The sequence below is a fragment of the Methylobacterium sp. 4-46 genome (assembly GCF_000019365.1).
GTDB lineage: Bacteria > Pseudomonadota > Alphaproteobacteria > Rhizobiales > Beijerinckiaceae > Methylobacterium.
In genome coordinates this window covers 5327178-5350202 of sequence record NC_010511.1, presented here as the reverse complement: position 1 = coordinate 5350202, position 23025 = coordinate 5327178, and the positions used below count along the sequence as shown (strand labels likewise).

General features: G+C 75.0%; 23 protein-coding genes. 3 read left to right on the top strand and 20 right to left on the bottom strand.

Annotated elements, in window-relative coordinates:
• Positions 1–8 precede the first annotated feature (8 nt).
• Entirely contained in the window at positions 9–1310 is a 1302-nt protein-coding gene (locus tag M446_RS23425; protein ID WP_012334587.1) for a capsule polysaccharide transporter, read from the bottom strand.
• Between the two features lie 207 nt (positions 1311–1517).
• Complete coding sequence (gene cobD / locus M446_RS23420) at positions 1518–2507, bottom strand: threonine-phosphate decarboxylase CobD (RefSeq protein WP_012334586.1); 990 nt, start codon at positions 2505–2507, stop codon at positions 1518–1520.
• Between cobD and cbiB the strand changes: the two genes are divergently transcribed.
• On the top strand, positions 2506–3513 hold the full coding sequence (cbiB, locus tag M446_RS23415) for an adenosylcobinamide-phosphate synthase CbiB (protein ID WP_043701563.1): 1008 nt from the start codon (positions 2506–2508) through the stop codon (positions 3511–3513). The genes cobD and cbiB overlap by 2 nt on opposite strands.
• A gap of 122 nt (positions 3514–3635) precedes the next feature.
• Here the strand turns inward: cbiB and M446_RS23410 are convergent, their stop codons facing one another.
• From M446_RS23410 to M446_RS23340, 15 genes are all read right to left on the bottom strand, one after another.
• Positions 3636–3896, bottom strand: a complete 261-nt coding sequence (locus M446_RS23410; RefSeq protein WP_265576416.1) for a hypothetical protein — start codon at positions 3894–3896, stop codon at positions 3636–3638.
• Positions 3897–4048: 152 nt separating this feature from the next.
• Positions 4049–5386 (bottom strand): MFS transporter, encoded by a 1338-nt coding sequence (locus tag M446_RS23405; RefSeq protein ID WP_012334583.1) that lies wholly within the window; start codon positions 5384–5386, stop codon positions 4049–4051.
• 115 nt (positions 5387–5501) lie between these two features.
• The gene (locus M446_RS23400; RefSeq protein ID WP_012334582.1) at positions 5502–6455 is read right to left on the bottom strand and encodes an HlyD family secretion protein; all 954 of its coding nucleotides are present in this window, start codon (positions 6453–6455) and stop codon (positions 5502–5504) included.
• A gap of 28 nt (positions 6456–6483) precedes the next feature.
• Positions 6484–6687 carry a DUF1656 domain-containing protein gene (locus tag M446_RS23395; RefSeq protein ID WP_012334581.1) on the bottom strand — a complete coding sequence of 68 codons (204 nt, stop codon included), beginning with the start codon at positions 6685–6687 and terminating at the stop codon, positions 6484–6486.
• Complete coding sequence (locus M446_RS23390; RefSeq protein WP_012334580.1) at positions 6687–8726, bottom strand: FUSC family protein; 2040 nt, start codon at positions 8724–8726, stop codon at positions 6687–6689. The genes M446_RS23395 and M446_RS23390 overlap by 1 nt, the downstream gene beginning before the upstream one ends.
• Entirely contained in the window at positions 8723–9196 is a 474-nt protein-coding gene (locus M446_RS23385) for a MarR family winged helix-turn-helix transcriptional regulator (RefSeq protein ID WP_012334579.1), read from the bottom strand. The genes M446_RS23390 and M446_RS23385 overlap by 4 nt, the downstream gene beginning before the upstream one ends.
• 188 nt (positions 9197–9384) lie before the next feature.
• The gene (locus tag M446_RS23380) at positions 9385–10125 is read right to left on the bottom strand and encodes a DUF1223 domain-containing protein (RefSeq protein WP_012334578.1); all 741 of its coding nucleotides are present in this window, start codon (positions 10123–10125) and stop codon (positions 9385–9387) included.
• 7 nt (positions 10126–10132) lie between these two features.
• On the bottom strand, positions 10133–11137 hold the full coding sequence (locus M446_RS23375) for a lipid A biosynthesis lauroyl acyltransferase (RefSeq protein ID WP_012334577.1): 1005 nt from the start codon (positions 11135–11137) through the stop codon (positions 10133–10135).
• A gap of 101 nt (positions 11138–11238) precedes the next feature.
• Positions 11239–12261 (bottom strand): zinc-binding dehydrogenase, encoded by a 1023-nt coding sequence (locus tag M446_RS23370; protein WP_012334576.1) that lies wholly within the window; start codon positions 12259–12261, stop codon positions 11239–11241.
• A gap of 155 nt (positions 12262–12416) precedes the next feature.
• Positions 12417–12698 carry an SH3 domain-containing protein gene (locus M446_RS23365; protein ID WP_012334575.1) on the bottom strand — a complete coding sequence of 94 codons (282 nt, stop codon included), beginning with the start codon at positions 12696–12698 and terminating at the stop codon, positions 12417–12419.
• Positions 12699–12790: 92 nt separating this feature from the next.
• On the bottom strand, positions 12791–13561 hold the full coding sequence (locus M446_RS23360; protein WP_012334574.1) for an SDR family oxidoreductase: 771 nt from the start codon (positions 13559–13561) through the stop codon (positions 12791–12793).
• Positions 13558–14823 (bottom strand): beta-ketoacyl-ACP synthase, encoded by a 1266-nt coding sequence (locus M446_RS23355; protein WP_012334573.1) that lies wholly within the window; start codon positions 14821–14823, stop codon positions 13558–13560. Before M446_RS23355 ends, M446_RS23360 begins: the two co-directional genes overlap by 4 nt.
• Positions 14820–15965, bottom strand: a complete 1146-nt coding sequence (locus tag M446_RS23350; protein ID WP_012334572.1) for a beta-ketoacyl-ACP synthase — start codon at positions 15963–15965, stop codon at positions 14820–14822. Before M446_RS23350 ends, M446_RS23355 begins: the two co-directional genes overlap by 4 nt.
• The gene (locus M446_RS23345; protein ID WP_012334571.1) at positions 15962–16426 is read right to left on the bottom strand and encodes a 3-hydroxyacyl-ACP dehydratase FabZ family protein; all 465 of its coding nucleotides are present in this window, start codon (positions 16424–16426) and stop codon (positions 15962–15964) included. The genes M446_RS23350 and M446_RS23345 overlap by 4 nt, the downstream gene beginning before the upstream one ends.
• A 36-nt stretch (positions 16427–16462) precedes the next feature.
• Entirely contained in the window at positions 16463–16750 is a 288-nt protein-coding gene (locus M446_RS23340; protein WP_012334570.1) for an acyl carrier protein, read from the bottom strand.
• Between the two features lie 345 nt (positions 16751–17095).
• On the opposite strand from M446_RS23340, the gene M446_RS23335 reads away from it, so the two are divergent.
• Positions 17096–18181 carry an AI-2E family transporter gene (locus tag M446_RS23335; protein WP_012334569.1) on the top strand — a complete coding sequence of 362 codons (1086 nt, stop codon included), beginning with the start codon at positions 17096–17098 and terminating at the stop codon, positions 18179–18181.
• A 27-nt stretch (positions 18182–18208) separates the two neighbouring features.
• On the opposite strand, the gene M446_RS23330 is transcribed toward M446_RS23335, so the two are convergent.
• Complete coding sequence (locus M446_RS23330) at positions 18209–18610, bottom strand: hypothetical protein (RefSeq protein ID WP_012334568.1); 402 nt, start codon at positions 18608–18610, stop codon at positions 18209–18211.
• Between the two features lie 264 nt (positions 18611–18874).
• Between M446_RS23330 and M446_RS23325 the strand changes: the two genes are divergently transcribed.
• On the top strand, positions 18875–20023 hold the full coding sequence (locus M446_RS23325; protein WP_012334567.1) for a sensor histidine kinase: 1149 nt from the start codon (positions 18875–18877) through the stop codon (positions 20021–20023).
• 56 nt (positions 20024–20079) lie between these two features.
• Here the strand turns inward: M446_RS23325 and M446_RS23320 are convergent, their stop codons facing one another.
• Both M446_RS23320 and M446_RS23315 read right to left on the bottom strand, forming a co-directional pair.
• The gene (locus M446_RS23320) at positions 20080–20265 is read right to left on the bottom strand and encodes a twin transmembrane helix small protein (RefSeq protein WP_012334566.1); all 186 of its coding nucleotides are present in this window, start codon (positions 20263–20265) and stop codon (positions 20080–20082) included.
• A 102-nt stretch (positions 20266–20367) separates the two neighbouring features.
• A complete protein-coding gene (locus tag M446_RS23315; RefSeq protein ID WP_012334565.1) occupies positions 20368–23004 on the bottom strand; it encodes a TIGR02302 family protein in 2637 nt (878 codons plus the stop codon).
• Positions 23005–23025: the final 21 nt, after the last annotated feature.

Sequence of the window (23025 nt, the reverse complement as noted above, 5' to 3'; positions counted from 1 at the left end):
CTCGGGCCTCAGATGTTGTGGTCCTTCACACCCTCGATCAGCAGGGTCGCGCTCCCCCAGGCGACGAGGAGGCAGAAGAAGATGACGAACAGCGTCTCGGGCCGCTCCGGCAGGGTCGCGTACTGGGGCTGCGCCGGCGGCACGAAGGTCGCGAGGTAGACCGACTGCTTGCCCGCCGCGATGCGGGCGCGCTCCAGCATGCCGACCGCCGATTCGTGCAGGCGCTCGGCCACGGTCCGCTCGATCACCAGGCGCTCGTATTCGAGCAGGGCCCGGGCGGCGTTCGGCGCGTCCCCCGCCATCGCGTCGCTGGTCAGGCTCTCCTGCAGGTGCTTCAATTGCTGGTCGAGGGCCGCGATGTTCGCGACGATCGCCTGGATCGAGCGGGATTTCTCGTCGAGGGAGGAGGACCGCAAGACCTGGAGGTCGTTCTCGAGCTTGATCTTCTCCTTCCGGAGTTCGATCATCGTGGTGTAGGTCGCCTCGGCCGACTTGATCGGGTCGATAATGCCCCAGCGGTTGCGGAATTCCCGCAGGGCGACGTAGGCCTGGGTGAGCCGGTCGCTCGCCTTCTGCACCTCCTCGCGGCTGTGGCGCAGCATGTCCTCCTGCGCGCGCTCCGAGATCCCATTGATCAGGGCCTCGGCCCGGCCGACGATGTGCTGCGCGATCCGCACGCCGTCCTCGGGCGTGAAGGCCGCGACCTTCAGGGTGATGATGCCCGAGACCAGGTCGATGCTGGTTTGGACGTGCTTGCGCCAGTACTTCAGCAGCTCCTCGATCGGCGTCTTGCCGGAGTAGCGCGCCCAGAAATCGGCCTCGCGGCGGGTGAACATGGCGCGCACGTCGAGGGCCTGCTGGGCGCTCTCCAGCATCGGCGTGCTGCGGATGTACTCCGCGACGATATAGGTGTCCTGGTTGTTGTTCTTCTGGATGAGCCCGGAGAACTCGCCGATCCTGACCTCGCCGAGCGGCAGGGTCTCGCCGCGCACGGCGAAGCGGCTCTCGACCACGTACTGGTCGGAGGCGAGCAGGAACAGGTAGATTCCTGACACGAAGGTCGGCGCGACGACGAAGATCACGAAGTTGCGCACGAGGCCGGCGCCGATGCGGCGGGGGCGCGGGTCGACCTCCGGCCGGGTGAGCCGGGTCCAGCGCAGCGGGTTGAGGAGCTGCAGCGCGCGGCGCGAGCGCGGCGCGTCGACCGGCAGGATCGTCTCGGCGTCCCGGCGCAGTTCGGGCAGCGAGCGCCGCGCGAATGCGATGACGCCGCCGAGCCTGTCGCGCCGCTTGACCTCGTCCACGCTCATCCCGTCTGGTCCCCGCTTCCGCTCGCCCGGCCGATCCTCGCCGTCCCGGACCCGCTCCTGCGGCCAAGCCGGCCTTATGCGGCCCAACCCTGGCGGGGGTCAACGAGGTGCGTCCGGGACCGGACGCGGGGCGAGGCCGGCCCTGTCGGCCGAGGTCGGGATCCCGGTTTTTTCGGCCTTTTTGATGGCGCCCGCGTGTCCGGCGTGTCACGCCAGCGCGCCTTCGAGCCGCTCCCAGGCGTCCGGCGCGGCGGGAAGGCCGAAGCGCAGCCGGCACGGCTGCTCCTCGAAGCGGCGCACGAACAGCCCCGCCCGGCCGAGCCGGTCGAACAGGGCCGGCGCGTCCGGGAAATCCGCCGTGCGGAACAGGGCGGTGCCGCCGACGAGTCGCCCGCCCGCGCGCGCGAGCAGCCGGTCGAGCCGCGCCGCATCCGCCCGCCGGGCCGCGGCGGCCTCCTCGCGCCAGCGCCGGTCGGACAGGGCGGCGATCCCGGCCGCGAGGGCGGGCCCCGACACCGCCCAGGGCCCGAGCGCCGCCCGCAGCCTCGCGGCGAAGGGGGCGGGGGCCACCGCGAAGCCGAGGCGCAGCCCCGCGAGCCCATAGGTCTTGCCGAAGGAGCGCAGCACCACGGCGCCCTCCGGCACGCCGCCGCAGAGGCTCTCGACCGGCTCCAGGTCGGCGAAGGCCTCGTCGACCACGAGGAGGCCGCCCCGGGCGCCGAGGTGGGCGGCCGCGGCCGCGAGGGCCGGGCGCCCCGTCACCCGCCCGTCGGGGTTGTTGGGATTGACCACGACGGCGACGTCGTGGTCGGCCGCCGCGGGAAGATCCGGCACGGTCGCGACGGCGTGGCCCGCCCGCCGCCACGCCGCCGCGTGCTCGGCGTAGGTCGGCCCGACCACCGCCACCCGGCCGGCCGGGCGCAGGTGCGGCAGCCACGCGATCAGCGCCTGGGTGCCGGGCGCCGCCACGATCTCGGCCGGGTCCGCCCCGTAGGCGGCGGCGGCGGCCGCGTCGAGGGCGGCGAGGTCCGCCGGGGCGGGCAGGCGGGTGAGGAGGCTGGCGTCGAGGGGCGGGCACGGATAGGGGACCGGGTTGATCCCGGTCGAGAGGTCGAACCACGGCTGGGGCGCGTCGGGGAAGAGCCGCCGCGCCTCGCCGAGGTCGCCCCCGTGCCGGATCCCCGCGAAAGCCCCCATGCCCGCCACGCTCCATCCGCCCGACAGCCTCCTCGTGCTCGCCCTCGCCCTCGCGGCGGAGGCGGCCCTCGGCTATCCCGACCGCCTCTACCGGGCCCTCGGCCATCCTGTCACCTGGATCGGGGCCCTGATCGCAGCCCTCGACCGGGGGCTGAACCGGGAGGAGGATCCGCCGGCCCTGCGGCGGGCGGCCGGGATCCTGGCCCTCGCCCTCGTGCTCGCGGCGACCGGCGCGGCCGCGCTCGCGCTGGCCCTGGCCGCCGCGGGGGCGGGGCGCTGGGCGGGACTCCTGGCCTGCGGCCTCCTGGCGGCGAGCCTGCCGGCGCAGCGCAGCCTCGACCAGCACGTCGCCCGCGTCGCCGAGGGCCTGCGCCGGGAAGGGCTGCCGGGCGGTCGCCGGGCGGTCGCGATGATCGTCGGGCGCGACCCCGAGAGCCTCGACGCGGCGGCGGTGTGCCGGGCGGCGATCGAGAGCCTGGCGGAGAATTTCTCCGACGGGATCGTCGCGCCCGCCCTCTGGACCGGGGTCGGCGGGCTCGCGGGCGGGGCGCTCTACAAGGCGGTCAACACCGCCGACAGCATGATCGGCCACCGCACGGCGCGGCACCGGGCCTTCGGCTGGGCCGCGGCGCGGCTCGACGACCTCGTCAACCTGCCGGCCTCCCGCCTCACCGCGGCGCTCATCGTGGCCGCCGCGGCCCTGCGGACGGATTGCTCGGCCGGGGGGGCGCTGCGGGCCGTGCGCCGGGACGCGCGGCGCCACCGCTCGCCCAATGCCGGCTGGCCGGAGGCCGCGATGGCCGGGGCGCTGGGCCTCGCGCTCGCCGGGCCGCGGGTCTACGCCGCGGTGCGGGTCGAGGATCACTGGATGGGCGACGGCCGGGCGGAGGCCGGCGCCGACGACATCGAACGGGCGCTCGCGCTCTATCGGACGGCGCTCGGGCTGCTCTGGGGGCTGGTGGTGCTGGTTCTCGGCACCTGGGCGTGGCGAGCCGCCGGGCCGTGAGCGCGCGAGGGGCGGGGTCATGCCACATCCGCTTGGTCCCTTCGGGATGGCGGATGTCGTCGCCGCTCAGGCGCCGCGCGGGATTGGGATACGGGATCCGCTGCGATCAAGCGGAGCCCGGATCACCCGTCGGGATCGAGACGTCCCGGGCCCTCGGGCTCCGGTTCCGCGAGGATCCGCCCTGCACGGTCCCGCATCGCGCGCGCCATCGCGCCGAGGGCCGGGTCGTCGAAGCGCGGGCCCGGCAGGCGCGTCGCCAGGAAATGCGCGATCAGGCGCGCCTGGGCTGCATCGCGGGCGCGCTTGAGCGGGGCGCGATCCTCAGAAGACCTGCTCGGCATCCGCGCGTTGGCGAGCCTGCTCGCCGCTCCACGCGATGACACCGCGCATGCGCGTCTCGCCGTCCGGTCGCCCGTCCATGTCGGGGACCGGGCGGCCGAGCGCATCATCGATGCCGCATGCAAGCGATTGCGAAAACAGGGATCATCCCTTCGCGGGCCGGTTCGCGTCCGAAAAGGGATAACGGGGCGCCGCCCTAGCGGCGCGCCAGGGTCGCGGCGGGCGCCGCCTCGGGGGCCGGGCGGCGCAGGATCGCCTGCGCGACGAAGACCATCGCGGCCCCGACGAGCAGGCAGGCGGCCAGGAACAGCATCGGGGTGAGGTCGCTGCCGCTGCGGTCGCGGATCCACGGCACGGCGTTCTGGGCGATGAAGCCGCCGAGATTGCCGACCGAGTTGATCGCCGCGATCCCGGCCGCCGCGGTGGCGCCGCGCAGGAAGGTCGGCGGCAGCGACCAGAAGACCGGCTGGCCCGAGAAGATCCCGGCCGCCGCCACGCACAGGCAGACGAATTTCAGGGCCGAGCCCGGCACCACCACGCTGAGCGTCAGGGCGAGCGCCCCGACCAGGGCGGGGCCCGCGATGTGCCAGGTCGTCTCGCCGGTCCGCGCCGCGTGGCGCGGCACCCACCAGAGCGCGAGCCCGACCACCGCCCAGGGGATCACGTTGAGGAGGCCGTTCACGGTGTTGGAGACGCCGAAGCCCTTCACGACGGTCGGCAGCCAGTAGCTCAGGCCGTAGGCCGCGAGCGGGAAGGCCACGTAGAGGAGCGCGAGGATCATCACCCGGCGGTCGAGCAGGATCCGGAACGGGTTGGAATGGTCGGTATGGGCCGTCGCGGCGGCCTCGCGGGCGAGGGCGTCCGCCAGCCACCTCTTCTCCTCGGCCGGCAGCCAGCGCGCCCGCTCCGGCCCCTCCGGCAGGATGAAGAACACCACCACGGCGAGCAGCAGGGCGGGGACCCCGGTCGCCACGAAGACCCATTGCCAGCCGCGCAGGCCGAGCAGGCCGTCGAGGTCGAGGAGCGCGCCGCCGATCGCCGCGCCGATCATGTTGGCCACCGCACTCGCGATCATGAACCAGCCGACCATCCGGCCGCGGTGGCTCTGCGGGAACCACAGCGTCAGGGCGAAGAGCACGCCGGGGAAGAATCCCGCCTCCGCCACGCCGAGCAGGAAGCGCAGCACGTAGAACATCGCCGTGCCCTGGGTGAAGCCGAGCAGCACCGTGATCAGGCCCCAGGTCGCCATGATGCGGGTGAACCAGAGCCGCGCCCCGACGCGCTCCAGGATCACGTTGGAGGGCACCTCGAACAGGAAGTAGGCGATGAAGAACAGCGACGCCCCGAGCCCGTAGGCGGCCTCGCTGAGGCCGAGATCGCCCACCATCTGCAGCTTGGCGTAGGAGACGTTCTGCCGGTCGATATACGCGATGAGGTACATCAGGCCGAGGAGCGGCATCAGTCGGCGGGTGATGCGGTCGAGCGCGCGCGCGCCGAGCGCGTCGGACGCCGCCTGCGGCGCGTCGTGAGGCATGGGGCGTCCCTCCCGGACCGTTGTCCCGAGGGGGCGACGAGCGGCCGCACCCCCCCCTTTTGGGTTGAGATGCCGCCTATGCGAGAAGGCCTAACCCGTCAACCCTTCTCGCCCGTCAACCCTTGCGGCTGGTGGCGAGCGTGCTCCGGAGGGCCTGCCAGCGCTGCCAGAGCCCGTCGAGGGGGCGCGGCTCGCCCTCGCCGCGGCCCCGCACCACCACGGTCGCGGTCCGCCCGACGGTCAGCTGCGCCAGCGCCGGGGACGGGTCGAGGGTGACCCGCACCGGCACGCGCTGGGCAAGCCGCACCCAGGCGAAGGTCGGGTTCACGTTGGCGAGGAGGTTGGCCCCGGCGCTGCGCTCCCGATCCTCGATGCCGGCCGCCACGCTCTCGACGCGCCCGGCCAGGTCGCGGCCGCCGCCCATCAGGTGGATGCTCACCGGGTCGCCGACCCGGATGCGGTCGAGCTTCGTCTCCTCGAAGTAGCCCTCCACGTGGAGCGTGTCGCGGTCGACGAGCGCCAGCACGGCCTTGCCGGTGGCCACGTAGCTGCCGGGGCGCAGTTCGAGGTTCGAGATGCGGCCGTTGACCGAGGCGCGCACCTCGGAGCGGGCGAGGTTGAGCTTGGCGAGGTCGCGGTCCGCCACCGCCTGGTCGTAGGCCGCGCGGGCACCCTGCTCGGTGGCGAGCGCCTGTTCGAGCCGCTGCTGCGACACGACGTTGTCGCTGAGCTGCTGGTAGCGGGCGAGGTCGGCCTCGGCCTGGGTCAGCGTCGCCTTGCGCCCCGCCACCACCGCCTCGGCCTGGCGCAGGGCCAGGGTGAAGCGCTCCGGGTCGATGCGGAACAGGAGGTCGCCGCGCTTCACCTCCTGGTTGTCCTTCACGTCGACGTCGCGGACCAGCCCGGACACGTCCGGGGCGACGCCGACCACCTCGGCGCGCACGCGCCCGTCGCGGGTCCAGGGGGCCTCCAGGTAATAGTCCCAGAGGGCGGCGCCGACCACCAGCGCGACCAGGACCAGGAGGCCCGTGACGGCGAAGCGGCCGAGGAAGGCGAGGAAGCGGGTCATGGCGGGACTCGGCGGGACTCGGCGGGACTCAGGCGAAGCGCGGGGCGAGGGCGACCACGGCGCCCAGGCAGGTCACCGTGAGGGCGGCGTCGAAGAGGGGGCGGTGCCAGACGAGGCGGTAGAGCCCGGCCCGGGCGATGAGGTGGCGCAGGACCAGGCTGAGCGCGAAGGCGATCACGGCCTGGACCAGGAGCGCCGGCAGGAAGACGCCGTAGAGGTCGAGATCGGGCATCAGGCGGCCTCCGGGAGGGAGAGGCGACGGCGGGGTGGTCCGTAGGGCGCCGCGTCGGGGAACAGGGCGCGCCGCAGGCCCGCGAGGCCGAGCAGGGCGTCGCGCCGCCCCTCCGGCCCGGGATCGGCCCCGATCCGCTGCAGGGCCGCGTCGATCTCCACGAGGAGCATCGGATCGGCCGTGTCCGGGCCGCCGCGATAGTGGCGGGCGACGCCGTCGAGCACCCGGTCGAGGGCGGCGACGTGGTCGGCCGGGAGCCCGTGGCGGGCGCGCCGCAGGAAGACCAGCACCATCCCGACGCGCAGTTCCGCCAAGGTGTCGACCCGGCGCAGCGCGCTGTCCGGCGCCGCGGCGGCGATGCGCGGCACCAGCAGCCCGAGGCGGTCGAGCATCAGGGCCGCGAAGGCGACCCGGTCGCCGCGCCCGCGCCGCGCGGCGGCCCGGGCGAGGTCCCGGCGGCTCGCCCGCAGCAGGCGCCACCCTCCCTGCTCGGCGCCGATCGACCGGGTCAGGCCGGTGACGAGAGCGGCGATCCAGATCCCGGCGATCAGCGCCACGCTGGAATTCACGAAGGCGGCGAATTCCGCATCGTACCTGTCCTGGATGGCGAGGAGCGCGTTGCCGTTGACCCCGAGGGCGATCCCGGCCGCGGCGGTGCGCGGATGCGCCATCAGCAGGCCGCACAGGAGGAGCGGGGGACCGACGGCGAGCGTCAGCATGACGAAGTCGTGGACCCGGGGCAGAACCCCGAACAGCAGCAGGCCCGCCGCGACCGCGCCCACGGCCGACCATTGCGCGAAGCCGAGGATCGAGGGGGTGGGGTCGTCCTGCGCGGCGAACAGGCAGCAGAGGACGAAGCCCATCATGGCGGCGGTGGCGCCGTCCGGCCACGCCGTGGCGATCCACAGGCCGACGCAGAGTGCCGCCGAGACCAGCAGGCCGAGGACCGAGCGCAGCGCCATGCCGTGGTCGCGGTGGCGGGGCGGGCGGGCCGCGAACTCGCCCCCGTGGGCGAGGGGCGCGGCGAGCGGGCCGCCGCCGCGCGCGATGTGCCCCTCGAGGGTGCGGCAATCCCGCGACAGGGCGACGAGCTCGCGCAGCCGGTCGAGCAGGCTCGCCCGCACCAGCAGCGTCCAGTCGGGATCGGCCGGCAGCCCGCGCTCGGCGGCCTCGATCCGGGCGGTCAGCGCGGCCATGCCCTCGGCCGGTGCCCCGGCCTCGGACCACGCGTCGAGCGCCGCCATCAGGTCGCGCAGGTCCGCGGTCAGGCCCGAGACGGCCCGCAAGGCCGCGATCCGGTCGGCCAGGGAGGAGAGCACCGGCAGGAGCAGGAGCATGCGCGCCCGCAGCGTCGCCACCCAGGGGGCGGCGGCGGCCTGCCGCGAGGTGTCGTAGGCGAGGTGGGAGGCGAGCACGTCGATCTCGCCCGCGTCGGCCGCGAGGCGCAGGCGCCGGGCGCGCACCTGCGGGTCCTCGGCGGCGCCCGAGAGCACCTCGGCGGTCCAGCGCCCGGCCTCGCCGAGCCAGGCCGCGATGCGCTGCGCCACCACCGGCGCGACCGATTGCGGGACAACGAGGCTCGACACCAGGGCGGCGCAGAGGATGCCGAGGGTGATCTCCTCGGCCCGCGCCACCGCGGTGTCGAAGATCGAGCCCGGGTCGGTCACCGCCGGGAAGCCGATCAGGGCCGCCGTGTAGCCGGCGAGCATGAACAGGTAGCTGCGCGGCGTCCGGTCGAGGAGCGACAGGTAGAGGCAGCCGGCGGTCCAGAGGGCGAGGGCGGCGGTGAGGAGTTCCGGGGCGTCGACGAGGTTCGGCACCAGGGCGACCGCCGCCGCCACGCCGATCAGGGTGCCGCCGACCCGGTAGAGGGCCTTCGAGCGGGTCGCCCCCGACAGCGCCTGGGCGGTGATGAACACCGTCGCCATCGCCCAGTAGGGGCGGGGCAGGTCGACCCAGAGGGCGATCCAGAGCGCGAGCAGGGCGGCGCCCGCGGTCTTGCCCGCGAAGAGCCACGCGCGCCAGCCGGGCAGGGTCATGAGGCGGCCCTCGCGGCGGGCAGGATCGCCGGGCCGAGCCGCTCGCCGGCGCCCTCGCGCAGGGCGCTCAGCACCCGCAGGGTCGCGCGCAGGTCCTCGTCCGGCACCTCGGCGAAGAGGCGCCCGCGCAGGCGGTCGAACTCCGCCTCGATCGCGCCGACCCGGGCCCGGCCCTCCTCGGTGAGGCTGATCACCTTGGCGCGCCGGTCGGTCGGGTCCTCCCGCCGGGTCACCAGGCCTGCCTCCTCGACCTGATCGAGCAGGCGCACGAGCGTCGGTCCCTCGACGCCGAGCGCCTCGGCCAGGGCCGATTGGCGCGGCTCGCCGCCGAGGCGCCCGACCATCAGGAGCGGCAGGGCGGTGGCCTCGGTGAGGCCGAAGGCGGTGACGACCTCGTCGGCGGCGCGCCGCCAGGCGCGGCCGGCCCGCACGAGGCCGAGGGTCAGGGTCTGGAGGAGCATCCGGCGCATGGCACCTCGCTGCGACGGCCCGGGCGACCGTTGCGGAGGCCGATAAGTAGGGTCCTAACGATTGCGCGGCAACGACCGGGTCATGCGCTGCGCGCCGCCCTCACCGGAGCCGGGCGACGTCGCATGCGCCGGCGGAAGGGACGGGCCGGCCCGGGATCCTCGGGCGGCGATCGGCGCGGCCGGCCCGCTCACAGGCCCGGGCCCTTGGCGGCTCCCAGGATCCGCCCCGGCCCGCCATACTCGGCCTGCAGCACCAGCACGTAGGAATCCGCGTCGCCCGAGGCCTGGAGCAGGCCGCGCGGCACCTCGTAGCGGGCGGGCGCGCCGGTCCAGTGGCCGACATGGTGCATGCCGCGCACCACGTTGCGGTAGGTGACGGTCTTGCCGCGGTTCTCGCCGCGCGCGATGGCGACCTCCCGCGAGCGGGACACCGGCAGCAGCCACAATTCGGCGGTGCGGCCGGCATCCGGCGCCGCCCCGACCTCGATCCGGATGCGGTCGTCCTCGACCACGGAGCGGATCGGCACCGGCAGGCTCACGGCCGTCCCGGGATCGCGGATGGTGTGCTCGAGGGCGCTGCGGTCGGAGCCGACCACCGCCGAGGCGCCGTTGATCACCGCCTGCGGCGTGTAGACCTGCCGGTCGCCGCGCACCCCCGCATAGGCGCGCTGGCGCTCCGTGAAGGCCGCGTGGGCGAGGGTGTCCTTCCAGCCGAGATAGTCCCAGTAGGTGACGGGCAGGCTCAGGGCGATGACGCTCGGGTCCCGCGACAGGTCCCCGATGATGCGGTCGGCGGGCGGGCAGGCCGAGCAGCCCTGGCTGGTGAAGAGTTCGATCACCGCCCGCGGCTCCTCGCCCGCGCCGGCCGGCGGCGCCCCGGTGAGGAGCAGCGCCGGGAGAAGCCATCGGAGAACCGCCGCGCGCGTCATGCGATCATCAAGCCCCCGTGATCGGCCCGACGGAAGTCACGTTAGCTTGAGCCGGGGCCGAGGACACGCCCGGCTGCTCCGTGCGCGGCAGCATCGCGGGCCGCCAGCGCCGGTGCATCCACATCCACTGGTCGGGATGCTCGCGCACCCATCCCTCGATCACCCGCGTCATCGCCTGCATGGCGCCGCGGACGTCCACCGCCCCGGCGGCGTCGCGGGGCAGGTCGAGGGCCGGGGTGAGTTCGAGCCGGAAGCGGTCCGCGCCGAGGCGGATCACCCGCACGCCGTGGACCGGGCACTCGTAGTGGCGCGCGAGCTTGGCCAGGAGCGGGTTGACCAGGACCGGCCGGCCGAAGAACTCGACCACCACCCCGCGGGTGAAGTGCTGGTCGACCAGCATCCCGAGATGGCCGCCGCGCTCGACCACGCCCTGCATGGCGAAGGCGGCGCCCGGGCCCGCCGCGGTGAGGCCGCCCATCGTGGCCCGGCGCACCTCGGCGACGAGGCGCTTGGCCGCCGGGTTGTTGGGCGGGCGGAAGACCGCGCTCGCCTCCAGGCCGAAGCGCGCCGCGCAGATCGCCGGCAATTCCCAGTTGCCGAGGTGCGCGGAGAAGATCAGGCCCGGCCGGCCGTCGTCGCGCAGCGCGAAGAAGTGCTCGATGCCCTCGACCTCGATCCGGCCGGGAGCCGGGGCCTGCGGGTCGTAATCGAAGATCTCGCCGAGATGGGCGTACTCGGCGCCGGTGCGGCCGAGATTCTCCCAGGCCCCGCGGGCGAGGGCGGCGATCTCCGCCTCGCTGCGCTCCGGAAAGGCCTGGCGCAGGTTGTCGAGGGCGGTGCGGTGCGCGGGCAGGCGCGGCCCGAGCGTCCGGCCGAGCCAGGCCCCGAAGCCGCCCGCCCGCCGCGGCCCGAGCAGGCTCGCGATGCCGAAGAGCAGGCGCACCAGCGCGATCATCGGCCATTCGGCGAGGCGGGAGGCGGTGCGGTACAGCCTCAACTTCAGGCGCAGCACGGGGGAACTCGCAGGTCGGGGCGGCGGGACCGGCCGGTGCCTGTCCGCCGCACGGGCTCAGAGAGGGGCGGGTCGGGCGCGCGGAAGACGCGCCCCGGGCCTCACAGGGTGGCGATGATCTTGCCGAAAACCTGGCGGGATTCGAGCCGGGCGAGCCCCTCCTCGAACCGCGCCAGGGGCAGCACCGTGTCGACGACCGGGGTCAGGCCGGCCGCCATCTTGGCCAGCGCCTCCGCGATGTTGGCGAGGCGGCAGCCGAACGAGCCGGTGATCCGGTACTGCTGCTGGAAGAGCTGCATCAGGTTCATGGTGGCGGAGACGCCCGAGGTCGAGCCGCAGGTCACCAGCCGCCCGCCGCGCTTCAGGCAGAGCAGCGAGCCGTTCCAGGTCTCGGCCCCGACATGCTCGAAGACCACGTCGACGCCCTTGCGCCTGGTCAGCCGCCGCACCTCGCCCTCGAAGCGCTCGCGGCGGTAATTGATGACGTGGTCGGCCCCCAGCGCCCTGGCCTTCTCGCCCTTGGCGTCGTCCCCCACCGTGGTGAAGACCGTGCAGCCGATCGCCTTCGCCATCTTGATCGCCGCGGTGCCGATGCCCGAGCCGCCCGCATGGACCAGGATCGACTCGCCCGGCTCCAGGCGGGCATTGTCGAACAGCATGTGCTGCACGGTGCCGAAGGCGATCGGCGCGCAGGCCGCCTCGACGAGGCCGACCCCCGCCGGGACCGGCACGACGAGCCGGGCCGGCATCACCACGCGCTCGCGCGCGAAGCCGTCGATGTGGAAGCCCATCACCCCGCCGACCTCCTCGCAGAGGTTGTCCCGGCCCTCCCGGCAGGCGCGGCAATGCCCGCAGGTGAGGGCGCCGTAGAGGGCGACCGGGTCGCCGGCCCTCAGCCCCGCCACGCCCTCGCCGACCGCCGCGACCTCGCCCGCGGCCTCCGCCCCCACGGTGAGCGGGAGCCGCCGCTTGGCGAAGGCCATGCCGCGGAAGCCCCAGACGTCGATGAAGTTGAGGCCGACCGCGCGGATCCGCACCTCGACCTCGCCCGGGCCGGGCGGGGGCGGCGCGTCGACCTGCGTCAGGCGCAGGTCGCGTTCGCCGAAGATCTGAAGGGCTTGCATGGTTCTGCTCGGGGTGGGGGCGAGGCCGGGCGCTGGGCCCGGGATGGAGTCCGGTGCGGGCGGCGCGGCGGCGCCGGGGAGCCGCGCCGCGGGGTGTCGGGAGACGTCATGGCCATCGGCCGCAGGATCCCGCAACGCGGCGCGCGAGGCCATCCTCACTCCGGCGCCAGGAACTTGCGCCGGGCCCAGCCGACGATGCGGCCGTACTTGACCCGGCACCACGTGCGCCCGCTCGGCGTGTCGGTGGTGCAGCCGAAGCCGCGCAGGCGCGCGTCCCAGGGGGCACGGCCGACCGCCGGCGCGGCGGCGTCGGGCGCCTCGCGGATGCTGAGGGAATCGCCCGGGGGCACGTCGTCGACCCGGAACGTCTCGGATTGGGCGAGGGCCGCTCCGGTCGCGAGGACGAGAGCGGCCGCCGCCAGGCGGATGCGGCGCATCGCGCGAGGTCCCTGATTGCGCGCCGTCATCGGCGCAACCCGCTTCGGTGACGATGTTGGGCGCAGACAATGCGGCGGTTTCAAGAGCGCGCTCAGCCCCGGTGCACGCCCATCATGGCGGTGAGCCCGCCATCGACCGGGAGCACCGCCCCGGTGATGTAGGCGGCTTGCGGCCCCATCAGGAAGGCGACGAGCCCGGCCACGTCCTCGGGCGCGGCGAAGCGCCCCGCCGGGATCTGCTTCTCCATGGCGGCGCGGTGGGCCGCGTAGGGCGCCATCATGGCGGTGTCGACGAAGCCCGGCGCCACCACGTTCACGGTGACGCCGCGCCGGGCGCATTCGAGGGCCAGGGTGCGGCAGTAGCTGATGAGGGCGCCCTTGCTCGCCGCGTAGGCGGCGTTGCCCGGGTTGCCGCGCAGGGCCGCCACCGAGCCGATCGCCACGATGCGGCCGGACTTCGCCCGGGTCATCGGCCGCACCAGCGCCTTGGCGAGGCGGGTGAGCGACCAGAAGTTCACCTGCATCGCCGCCTCGGCCCGGTCCTGGTCGAGCATGGCCGCGAGCGCGTCGGAGGACTGGCCCGCATTGTGCACGAGCCCGTGATAGCCGGTCTCCGCCGCCGCCTCCGCGAAGGCGTCGAGGCGCGCCCGGTCGGCGAGGTCGAGGGGGAGCGCCCGCACGGCCCGGTCCGGATGCGCCGCCGCGAGCTCCGCCGCCAGCGCCGCCGCGGCCTCGGCCGAGCCGCGGAAGGTGAAGTCGACGTCGTGGCCGGAGGCGGCGAGCGCCCGCACGATCGCGGCGCCGAGGCCCCGGGCCCCGCCCGTGACGAGGACGCGCCCGCCGCGCGCAGGGGAGGCGGTCACGCCGGCTCCGCCCCGAAGACCAGGCAGGTATTCTGCCCGCCGAAGCCGAAGGAGTTCGACAGGACGGTGCGCACCGGCAGGTCGCGGGCCCGCGTCACCACGTCGAGGGGGATCGCCGGGTCGGGCAGCGCGTAGTTCAGGGTCGGCGGCACGCGGCCGTGCCGGAGGGTGAGGAGCGAGACCACCGCCTCGACGGCGCCCGCCGCCGTCAGCGTGTGGCCGATCATCGATTTGTTCGAGGAGATCGGGACCGAGCGCATCCGCTCGCCCATCACCGCGAGGCAGCCCAGCGCCTCCATCTTGTCGTTCTCGGGCGTGCCGGTGCCGTGGGCGTTCACGGTGTCGATCCGGTCCGGGTCCAGCCCGGCATCGGCGATCGCCTCGCGGATCGCCGCGATGATCGGGGCGCCGTCGGGGCTGGAGCGGGTGCGGTGGAAGCCGTCGCCCTTCTCGCCGCAGCCGAGGACGTAGCCGAGGATGCGCGCCCCGCGGGCGGCGGCGGCCTCGGCCTCCTCCAGCACCAGGGCGGCGGCGCCCTCGCCCATCACGAAGCCGTCCCGGTTCTTGGCGAAGGGCTTGGCGGCCGCCTCGGGCGGGTCGTTCTGGGTCGAGAGCGCGGAGAGCAGCGAGAAGCGGATCAGCGATTCCGGGTTCACCGACCCGTCGGTGCCGATGCAGAGCGCCGCCCGCATCTCGCCGCGGCGGATCGCCTCGACGCCGAGCTGGATCGCGGTCGCCCCGGACGAGCAGGCGGTCGAGAGGGAGATCGGCGAGCCCCGGGTGCCGAAGCGGTCGGCGATGCGGTCGGCCACGGTGCCGAAGATGAAGAGGTCGTGCCAGTCGTCGAAGCGGCGGGTGGCCGCCGCCCGCAGCAGGTCGGCGTAGGTGACCTCGCCCGTCGCCTGCGCCGCGAGAGCCTGGCGCTGCGGCCATTCCATCTCGACGGGCGGGACGGCGATGAAGAGCGCCCCCGGGAAATCGCCCGGCAGGCCCGCCTCGGCCACCGCCTCCTCGGCGGCGGCGGCGGCGAGGGCCTCCGACAGGACCGGCGCCACCATCGGCTCGGCAGCCAGGAAATCGACCGTGCCGGCGATGCGGGTGCGCAGCCCGTCGGTCGGGAACCGCGTGATGGCGTGGATGCCCGAGCGCCCGGCGGTGAGGGCGGCCCAGTTCTCCGCCACCCCCCGGCCGAGCGAGGTCACCACGCCGAGGCCGGTGACGGCGACGAGCGGGCGTCCCTTGGCGTCGCGATAGGCACTCATCGGCCGGCCTCCCGGGCGGGCAGGATGCGCAGGACGCCCTCGCCGCGGCGGTGCCCGACCGCCGTCACGGCGACCTCGCGGGCCGCTCCCCGCGCCACCAGGGCGGCCGCCAGGGCCGCCCCGAAGGGGGCCGTCGCCTCGAGCGTGTGGCCGGTGAGGTCGCCCAGGGCGCTCACCCGCGCGCCGGGCGCGAGGTCGGCGAGGCGCTCCGCCTCCTCCCGCGTGATGCCGGCGCAGCCGGTGGCGCCGGAGATCACCGCGTCCGGCGCCTCGAGCCCCGCCTCGCGCCAGAGCGCCGTGAGGCTGGCGGCGACGCTGCCGGGTGCGCGCCGCGTGCGGTCGCTCGCCACCGCCGCGAGGCGCGCGAGCGGGGCCGCCCCGCGGGCCGCCGCGGTCTCGGCGGCCTCCAGCACCAGGAAGGCGGCGCCGCTGCCCAGGATGAAGCCGCCGCGCCCCTCGCGCCGGAAGACCGGGGCGTAGTCCGGCCGGTAGAGGTAGCCGCCCATCTCGTGGACCAGGAGCACGTCGGCGCGCTCCGCGTTGTAGGAGCCGCCGACCAGCACGCTGTCGACCTGCCCGGCCGCGATGCGCGCGCCGGCGATCCGCAGCGCGTCGACGCCGCTCGATTCCTCGCCCATGAAGGTGCGCGAGGCGCCCGTCACCCCGTGCACGATGGCGATGTTGCCGGCGAGCAGGTTGGAGAGCTGCGCGAGGAAGAGGGTCGGGCGCAGGTCGTTCTGCAGCCGCTCGTTGAGGTAGGCGCCCGGATCGGCGGCGTCGCGCAGCCCGGTGAGGATCTGCCCGTCCGCCGCGTAGTCGCGCTCGCCGCCGCCCGCCGCCACGATGAGGTGGAGCGCGCCCTTGCGCGCCGCGTCGCCCTTGAGGCCGGCCGCGTCGAGCGCGAGCCCGGCCGCGTAGACGCCGAGCCGCTGCCAGGGCTCCATCTGCCGCTGGTCGGCCTTCTTGGGGATCTGCCCGTCGAGGGCGAGGGGCGCGACCGGGTGGACCGGCCAGGGCGCGAAGCTCTCCGCGTCGGTGCGCGGGCGCGCGCCCGCGGCGAGGGCCGCCAGGTGGGCGGCCACGCCCTCGCCCGCGCAGGAGACGAGCCCGAGGCCCGTGACGACGACGTCGCGGGGGCTCACGCGCCGGCCCCGTCGAGGAGGCCGATGGCGCGGGCGCGCGCCCGCATCGGGCCGTCGAGCCCGGCCGGGAAGGGCATCGTCCGGAAGCGCAGCTCCGCATTGCAGAGGGGCTTGCCCTCGGCGCGGATCGCCGCCTTCGTCACCGCGTAGCCCGAGCCGTCATGCTCCAGGCTCGCCTCGACGGCGAGGTCGGCGCCCGGCCCGACGAAGGCGCGGAAGCGCGCCTTGTCGACGCCCATCAGGAACGGCATGTGGGTGAAATCCGAGCGGGCGAGGAGGAGGTAGCCGGAGGCCTGCGCCATGGTCTCGGTCAGCAGCACGCCCGGCACCAGCGGGTGGCCGGGGAAGTGCCCCTCGAAGACCGGGCTCTCCTGCGGCACGCGGGCGAGCGCCTCGATCCGGCCTGCCTGCCGGTCGAGGGCGACCACCCGATCGATCATCTCGAAATATTCGAGCCGCATGCGCGCGGGGCCCCGGAGTCGCGTCAGACCGTCGCGTCAGACCTTGGCGGCCTTCTCGGCCACCAGGCCGTCGATGCGCGCGCAGAGGTTCTTGAGCACGAAGTACTGCTCGGCCGGAACCTTGCCCTCGTTGACCTCCTGGGTCCATTGTTCGAGGGGGAGCTTGATGCCGAAGGCCTTGTCGATCGCGAAGGCGATGTCGAGGAAGGCGAGGCTGTCGATGCCGAGATCGTCGATCGCGTGGCTCTCCGGCGTGATCGAGTCGCGCGGGATGTCGGCCGTCTCGGCGATGATGTCGGCAACGCGGTCGAAGGTGTCGGACATGGGCGTGCAGCCGCTTTCGTGATGAGGTCTGGCTCGACCCCGCGACGCATGGGCCTCCGCCCGAGCCCCCGGTCACGGACCGCGCTGACGTCGGCCTCGATCTGTCTGGTTATACTCCGCCGATCGGGCGGGCCGGGCCGGCGGTGCGGATGCGCCGCCGCCCCGGTCGAGCGGCCCGCATACACGAGGGGGCCCCGGCGGGCAACCGCGGGACGGGGCCTCGGCTTCGCCGCAGGCCGCTTCGCCCCTCGCGCGGTGTGGGCAGGTTCCGGGCCGCGCGCCGCGGGGGCTCGCCCGGGCGGGAGACGCGGCATGGAGGGGAGGACCCATGGAGGGGAGAGGATCATGGAGCACGTCACGCTGCCGGGCAGGCGCCGGGAGCCGGACTCCTTCCACGCGGCGGCCCGGGTCGCCCTGGTGCTGGGCCTCGCGGCGGTCGGCCTGTGGACCCTGCACGAGTTCCTGCCGGCCCTCGTCTGGGCGGTGATCCTCGCCATCGCCCTGTGGCCGCTCTACGCCCGGATCGCCGGGCGGCACCGGGCCGGCAGGACGATCCTGTGGCCGGCCCTGTTCACCCTCGGGGCCGCCCTGGTGGTCCTGGTGCCGCTCGCGGTCCTGGCCGTGCAGGCGGCGCGCGAGGCCCGCGACGTCCTCCACTTCTGGCGCCAGATCGAGGAGCAGGGCTGGCCGGTGCCGGATTTCGTCGCGCGCCTGCCCTTCGGGGCGTCGCAGGTCGCGTCCTGGTGGCAGGACACGCTCAGCCACCCGGCGGGCTCCTCCGAACTCCTGCACCGCCTCGACCGCTCCTCGCTGCTCGGCGTCGGGCGCAGCTTCGGGGGCCAGATCGTGCATCGGGCGATGCTGTTCGGCTTCACGCTGCTGACCTTGTTCTTCCTCTTCCGCGACGGGCCGGCCCTGGCCGGCCAGGCCCTCGCCGCCTGCCGCCGCCTGTTCGGGCCGCGCGGCGAGCGCGTGGCGCACCAGATGGCCGCCTCGGTCCACGGCACCGTGGACGGCCTCGTGCTGGTCGGCCTGGGGGAGGGCGTCCTGCTCGGGATCGTCTACGCCTTCGCGGGGGTGCCGCACCCGGTGCTGCTCGGGGCCTTCACCGCGCTCGCGGCCATGATCCCCTTCGCGGCGCCGGTGGTGTTCGCGCTCGCGGCCGCGCTCGCGGCCGCCCAGGGCAGCCTGGTCGCCGCGGCGGTCGTGGTGGTCGCGGGCTTCGTCGTTACCTTCGTGGCCGACCACTTCGTGCGCCCGGCCCTGATCGGCGGCGCGACGCGCCTGCCCTTCCTCTGGGTGCTGCTCGGCATCCTGGGCGGGGTCGAGACCTTCGGCCTCCTCGGCCTGTTCCTCGGCCCGGCCATCATGGCCGCCCTGGTGCTGCTGTGGCGGGAATACACCGAGGGCGAGAGCGCCCCGGTGGCCTGAGGCGCAAGCGGGACCCTGCCGCCGCCGCTACGGGGCGATCGTCAGCGCGACCGACCAGTCGCCGTTCGGCCCGACCGCGCCGATGGCGGACAGGCAGGTGACGCCCGACCCGCTCGGCGTCGTCCGCACCGCCGGATAGGCCCAGGGGCCGGCCGGGGAGCCCCGCAGGCGCGAGAGGATCCAGGTGCAGGAGCGCATCGTGTCCGGCCGCGCGGCGCGCACCGAGCAGCCATTCGCGGTGGCGTGGGGGCTGACGATGGCGGCCGCCGCGCTGCCGCCGGCGGCGAGCGCCGGGGCGGGGGGCGTGCCCAGGCAGCCGGCGGGCGCCGACAGCCCGACCGGGACCGGGGTGGCGTTCCGGATGGTCGCCGCGACGACGCTCTGGCCGAGTGCGGGGCCGCTCGGGCCGACCAGGACGGCACCCGCCACCAGGACGTTCCGCAGGGCCTCCGCGCGCCGACCGGGCGCGGCCCGGGCGATGGGGGCGCGGCATAGCCAGGGCGAACTAGGCCGTCTGCACGGCTTGGCCGGGGCGGGAGATGGCTGATTGTGGGGATTTATTAACAAAGCTGCCATCAGCTCCGGCCGACCATGCCGCGATGCAGCGCCGGGTCGCGTCGGCCGGCTCCCCGGCCGCGGCGTCGCCCGGCCGCACCCGGCGGCCAGCACGGCGAGAGGCGGCCGCGACGGACCATGGACGACGAGATGACCGCGACGCAGGCCGCGACCTCCCTGCCCCCCTCGCGCCTGACCCGGCTCGAGCGCTGGACGCAGGCGACGCGGCAGGTGCGGCGCAGCCGGCGGCTGAGCGACGCCTGCGGGGTGGCCGCCTTCGCGGTCGCCCTCGCGCTCCGGTTCGCCCTCGACGGCATCCTGTCCTCCGGCTTCCCGTTCCTGACCTTCTTTCCCGCCGTCATCATCACCACCTTCGCCTGCGGCCCGCGGCCGGGCACGGTCTGCGCCGTGCTGTCGGGCGTGGCGGCCTGGTTCGTATTCCTGACCCCGCGCTTCTCCCTGACGCTGACCGGGGAGAGCGCCCTCGCGCTCGCCCTCTTCGCCTTCATCGTCGGCGTCGACATCCTGGTCATCGCCTCGATGCAGAGCGTCTCCGAGCGGCTGCAGCGGGAGAAGGAGGTGTCCCACCGCCTGTCGGAGCAGCAGCGCGTCCTGTTCCAGGAACTGCAGCATCGCGTCGCCAACAACATGCAGTTCGTCGCCTCCCTGCTGGCGCTGCAGCGGCGGCAGGCGGCCGGCGACCCGCAGCGGGCCCTGCTGGCGCTCGACGAGGCGCGGACGCGCCTGGAGACGATCGCCCGCATCCACCGGCGGCTCTACGATCCCGACAGCCTCGACCGGCCGGTCGGCGAGTACCTGCAGGAGATCTGCTCGGACCTGATCGCGACGGCCGGTGCGGGGGAGATCGTCTGCCGGGTCGAGATCGAGCCGCTGCGCCTCGACCTGAGCCGCCTGACCACCCTCTCGCTGCTGGTGGTCGAGGTCGTCACGAACGCGCTCAAGCACGCCTTCCCGCCGGGCGGGCCGGGCACGATCACGATCCGCCTGGACCGCCTCGGGGCCGGGCGGGCCCGGCTCACCATCGCGGATGACGGGCGCGGCCTGTCCGCGGGTTTCGACCGGCAGGTCGGGTCGCGCCTGGGCTTCCGGATCGTTCAGAGCCTCGCCGCGCAACTCGGCGGGGGAGATCCGCTTCGCCTCCGAGGGCGGCACCGTCGCGCGGCTCGATTTCGGGCTGTGACCGCGGCGGCCGGCCCCTCATCCCAGCGGCCCGGGATGCCGGCGCATCGGGCCGTCGACCCTCTCGAAGGGTCGGCACCGCGCTGACGGCGTGGCGAGAATGCGAGAACGGAACCGGCGGTCATGGGACATGACCGCCGGTCTCAGGCGCCGCGCCACCAGATCACGCCCATGATCAGCACGATCGCGACGAATTGCAGGAGCACCCGCAGCCGCATCAGGCGCTGCGAGAGGTTGGCGCTGCCGCCGCGCAGCATGTTGGCGAGGCCGAAGAGCAGCACGACCGCGACGGCGAGGCAGGCGATGAGGACGAGGGTGTCGGCGGACATCGGTCGGATCCGGAGGTGAGGCGAAGCCGGGCACCCGGCGTCGGACGATCGTCCGCGCCGGGAGCCCGGGCGTGGGGGCGGTCGGAAGGGGCGGCGGGCGCCTCAGTTGCGTCGCAGCAGCCGCTCGAAATAGTCGAGTTCCTCGCGGGCGCGGTTCGGGTCGCCGAGCTTGCGCCGCAACTCCTCCAGGATGCGGCGGGCGCGCTCGACGCCGGATTCCTCGGCGGTCGGCACCCGCACGTTGCCGTTCTGGTAGTCGCGGCTGCGGGTCGGGCGGCCGAGGGGATCGTTGTCGCGGGAGCCCTGGCGGCCCTGCTGGCCGGGCTGGCCGTTGCTCTGCTGGCCCTCGCCGGGCTGCTCGTCCTGGCCGTCCTGACCCATCTGCTGCATCTGCTGAGCCATGCCCTGGGTGCCGCGCTGCAGCCCTTCCAGGGCGCGGCCCTGGGCGTCGACCGCGCTGCCCTCCTGGCCCTGGCCCAGGGATTGCTCGGCCTCGCGCATGGCCTGCTCGGCATCGGCGAGGCCCTGCTCGCCCTGCATGCCGAGTTCCTTCATGCGCCGCTGCAGCTCCTCCAGCCGCTCGCGCAGGGCCTGCTGCCGCTCGCCGAGGCTGCCCTGGCCCGGCTGCTGGCCCTTCTGCCCCTTCTGCCCCTGCTGTCCTGGCTGCCCCTGCTCGCCCTCGCCGGGCTGCTGGCCCGGGCGCTGGCCCTGGCGCCCGCGCGGGCCCTGCTGCTGGCGCTCGCCCTGCTGGCCGCTCTGGGGCTGCTGGCCGTTGCGGCCGAAGCGCCGCTCCTGGCCCTGCCGGAAGGTCTCGTCGCGCAGGCCCTGCTGCTCGCGGGCCATGGTCTCCAATTCCTGCATCGAGCGGTTCATCTCGCGCATGGCCGGGTCGGACATGCGCGATCCGGGCTGCGCCATCTGCAGGTTCTCCAGGATCCCGCGCAGCTGGTCGAGCAGCCGCTGCGCCTCCGCCACGTCGCCCCGCTTCATCGCCTCCTGCATCTGCTGGAGCATGCGGTTGAGGTCGTCGGGCGTGACGGTGCGGTCGGCCTGCTGCTGCCGGTTCGGGTCGCCGGATTGCTGGTCCCGCTGCTGGCGCTGCGCGAATTCCTTCAGGAACCGGTCCATCGCCTGCTTGAGGTCCTCGGTGAGCTTGCGGACCTCCTCGTCGGAGGCGCCGCGGTCGAGGGCCTCCTTCAGGCGGTCCTGGGCGGCGCGCAGGGCCTTCTCGGCGTCGGAGAGGTCGCCCTCCTCGATCTGCAGCGCCATCGCCCAGAGGAGGTCGGCCACCTCGCCGAGCGCCTCGTCGCTGCGGGCGGCGGTGAGGCGCCGCAGCGCCTCCTTGAGGCCGAGATAGACGCCCCATTGCGGCGTGAAGCGCTCGGGGGCGATTAGCAGCGCCTCCAGGGAGGTCTGCACCCGCGCCCGGCTGCTGTCCGGGTCGAGCACGAGGCGGCGGCGCTCCTCCGCGAGGGCGCGGGCGAGGGGCTGGGTGAAGACCCGGCCGGGCAGGGTCGTGGTCAGCGTCTCGCTGCGGCCCTCCTGGCCCGCCTCGTCCCGGGCGACGAGGGTGAGGCGCACCCGCGCCCCCGCCCAGGGATTGTCGGTCAGGTCGATGAGGGTGCGGGTGTCCTGCCCGCCCTGCGCCTCGGCCGGCAGGCTGAGGGCGAGGCGCGGCGGCGGCACGAGGCTGCGCGCCCCGCGCCGCAGCGGCTCGACCAGCCCCTCGGCGGAGGCGATGCCGTAATCGTCCTTGGCCCGGTAGGCGATCGTGAAGGTGCCGCGCCCGTTCGCCTCCGGCGGCCCCGCGAAGGCGATCTCCGGCGGCTTGTCGGGGATGGTCTCGACGGTGAGCCGGTGCCCGCGGGCGAGCCCGGTCTGCACCGAGAGGTCGGCGCTGCCGCCGGTCAGGGTGAAGCGCTCCTCGCGGAGTTCCGGCTTCTGCGGCCCGGCCGGCGGCACCGGCTTGAGGCCGCTCCCCGGCGTGACCGCGGCGTCCGCCGCCCCGGCGATGCGGATGACGAGGGTGGAGTTGATCGGCGCCCGCAGGTGCTGGTCGGATTCCGCGATCGCGACGATCAGCGGCGGCAGCCGCGTGTAGAGGGGCGGGTCGATCCAGCCGTCCACGCGGAAGGCGGGCGCCGCGGCCGGGGGGCCGCGCCAGTCGAAGGCCGCGGCGATCCGCTCGCCCGCCTCCGGCCCGGCCACGAAGGCGCCGGCCACCGCGGCGAGCAGCGCGCCGGCCCGCAGCGCGTAGGGATCGCGCCGCACCATTCCGGGTCGCGGGCCCGAGACCTTCAGGCGCCCGAGGGTCTGGGCGGCGCGCCGACGGTGCAGGTCCCAGAGCGCCCGGGTGGCCGGGTCCTGCCGGCCGATCGCGAGCGTGTCCTCGAGGGCGCGCGCCGGGCCGTGGCGCAGGCCCGCGTCGCGGTCGATCCGCGCCAGGGCCTCGCCGCGCGGCAGCGGGCGCAGGCGCAGGAGCGGCAGCAGGGCGGCCAGGAAGGCGAGGCCGAAGGCGGCGACGCCCGCCATGCGCCAGGACGGCGGCAGGTCGAGCCACAGCCCGAGCCAGGAGGCGGCGAGGAAGAGGAGCGCCACCGCGAGCCCCCGCCACAGGATCGGCCAGGCCCGCTCCCAGACGGTGACCCGGGCGGCGCGGAGGACCAGCCGGTCGAGTCCCGCCCGCAGGGCCGGCGCGTCGGACGGATGCTCCGCTCTCTTCGGCCCGGCCTCGCTCATCGGCTGCTCCCGCTCACGCCT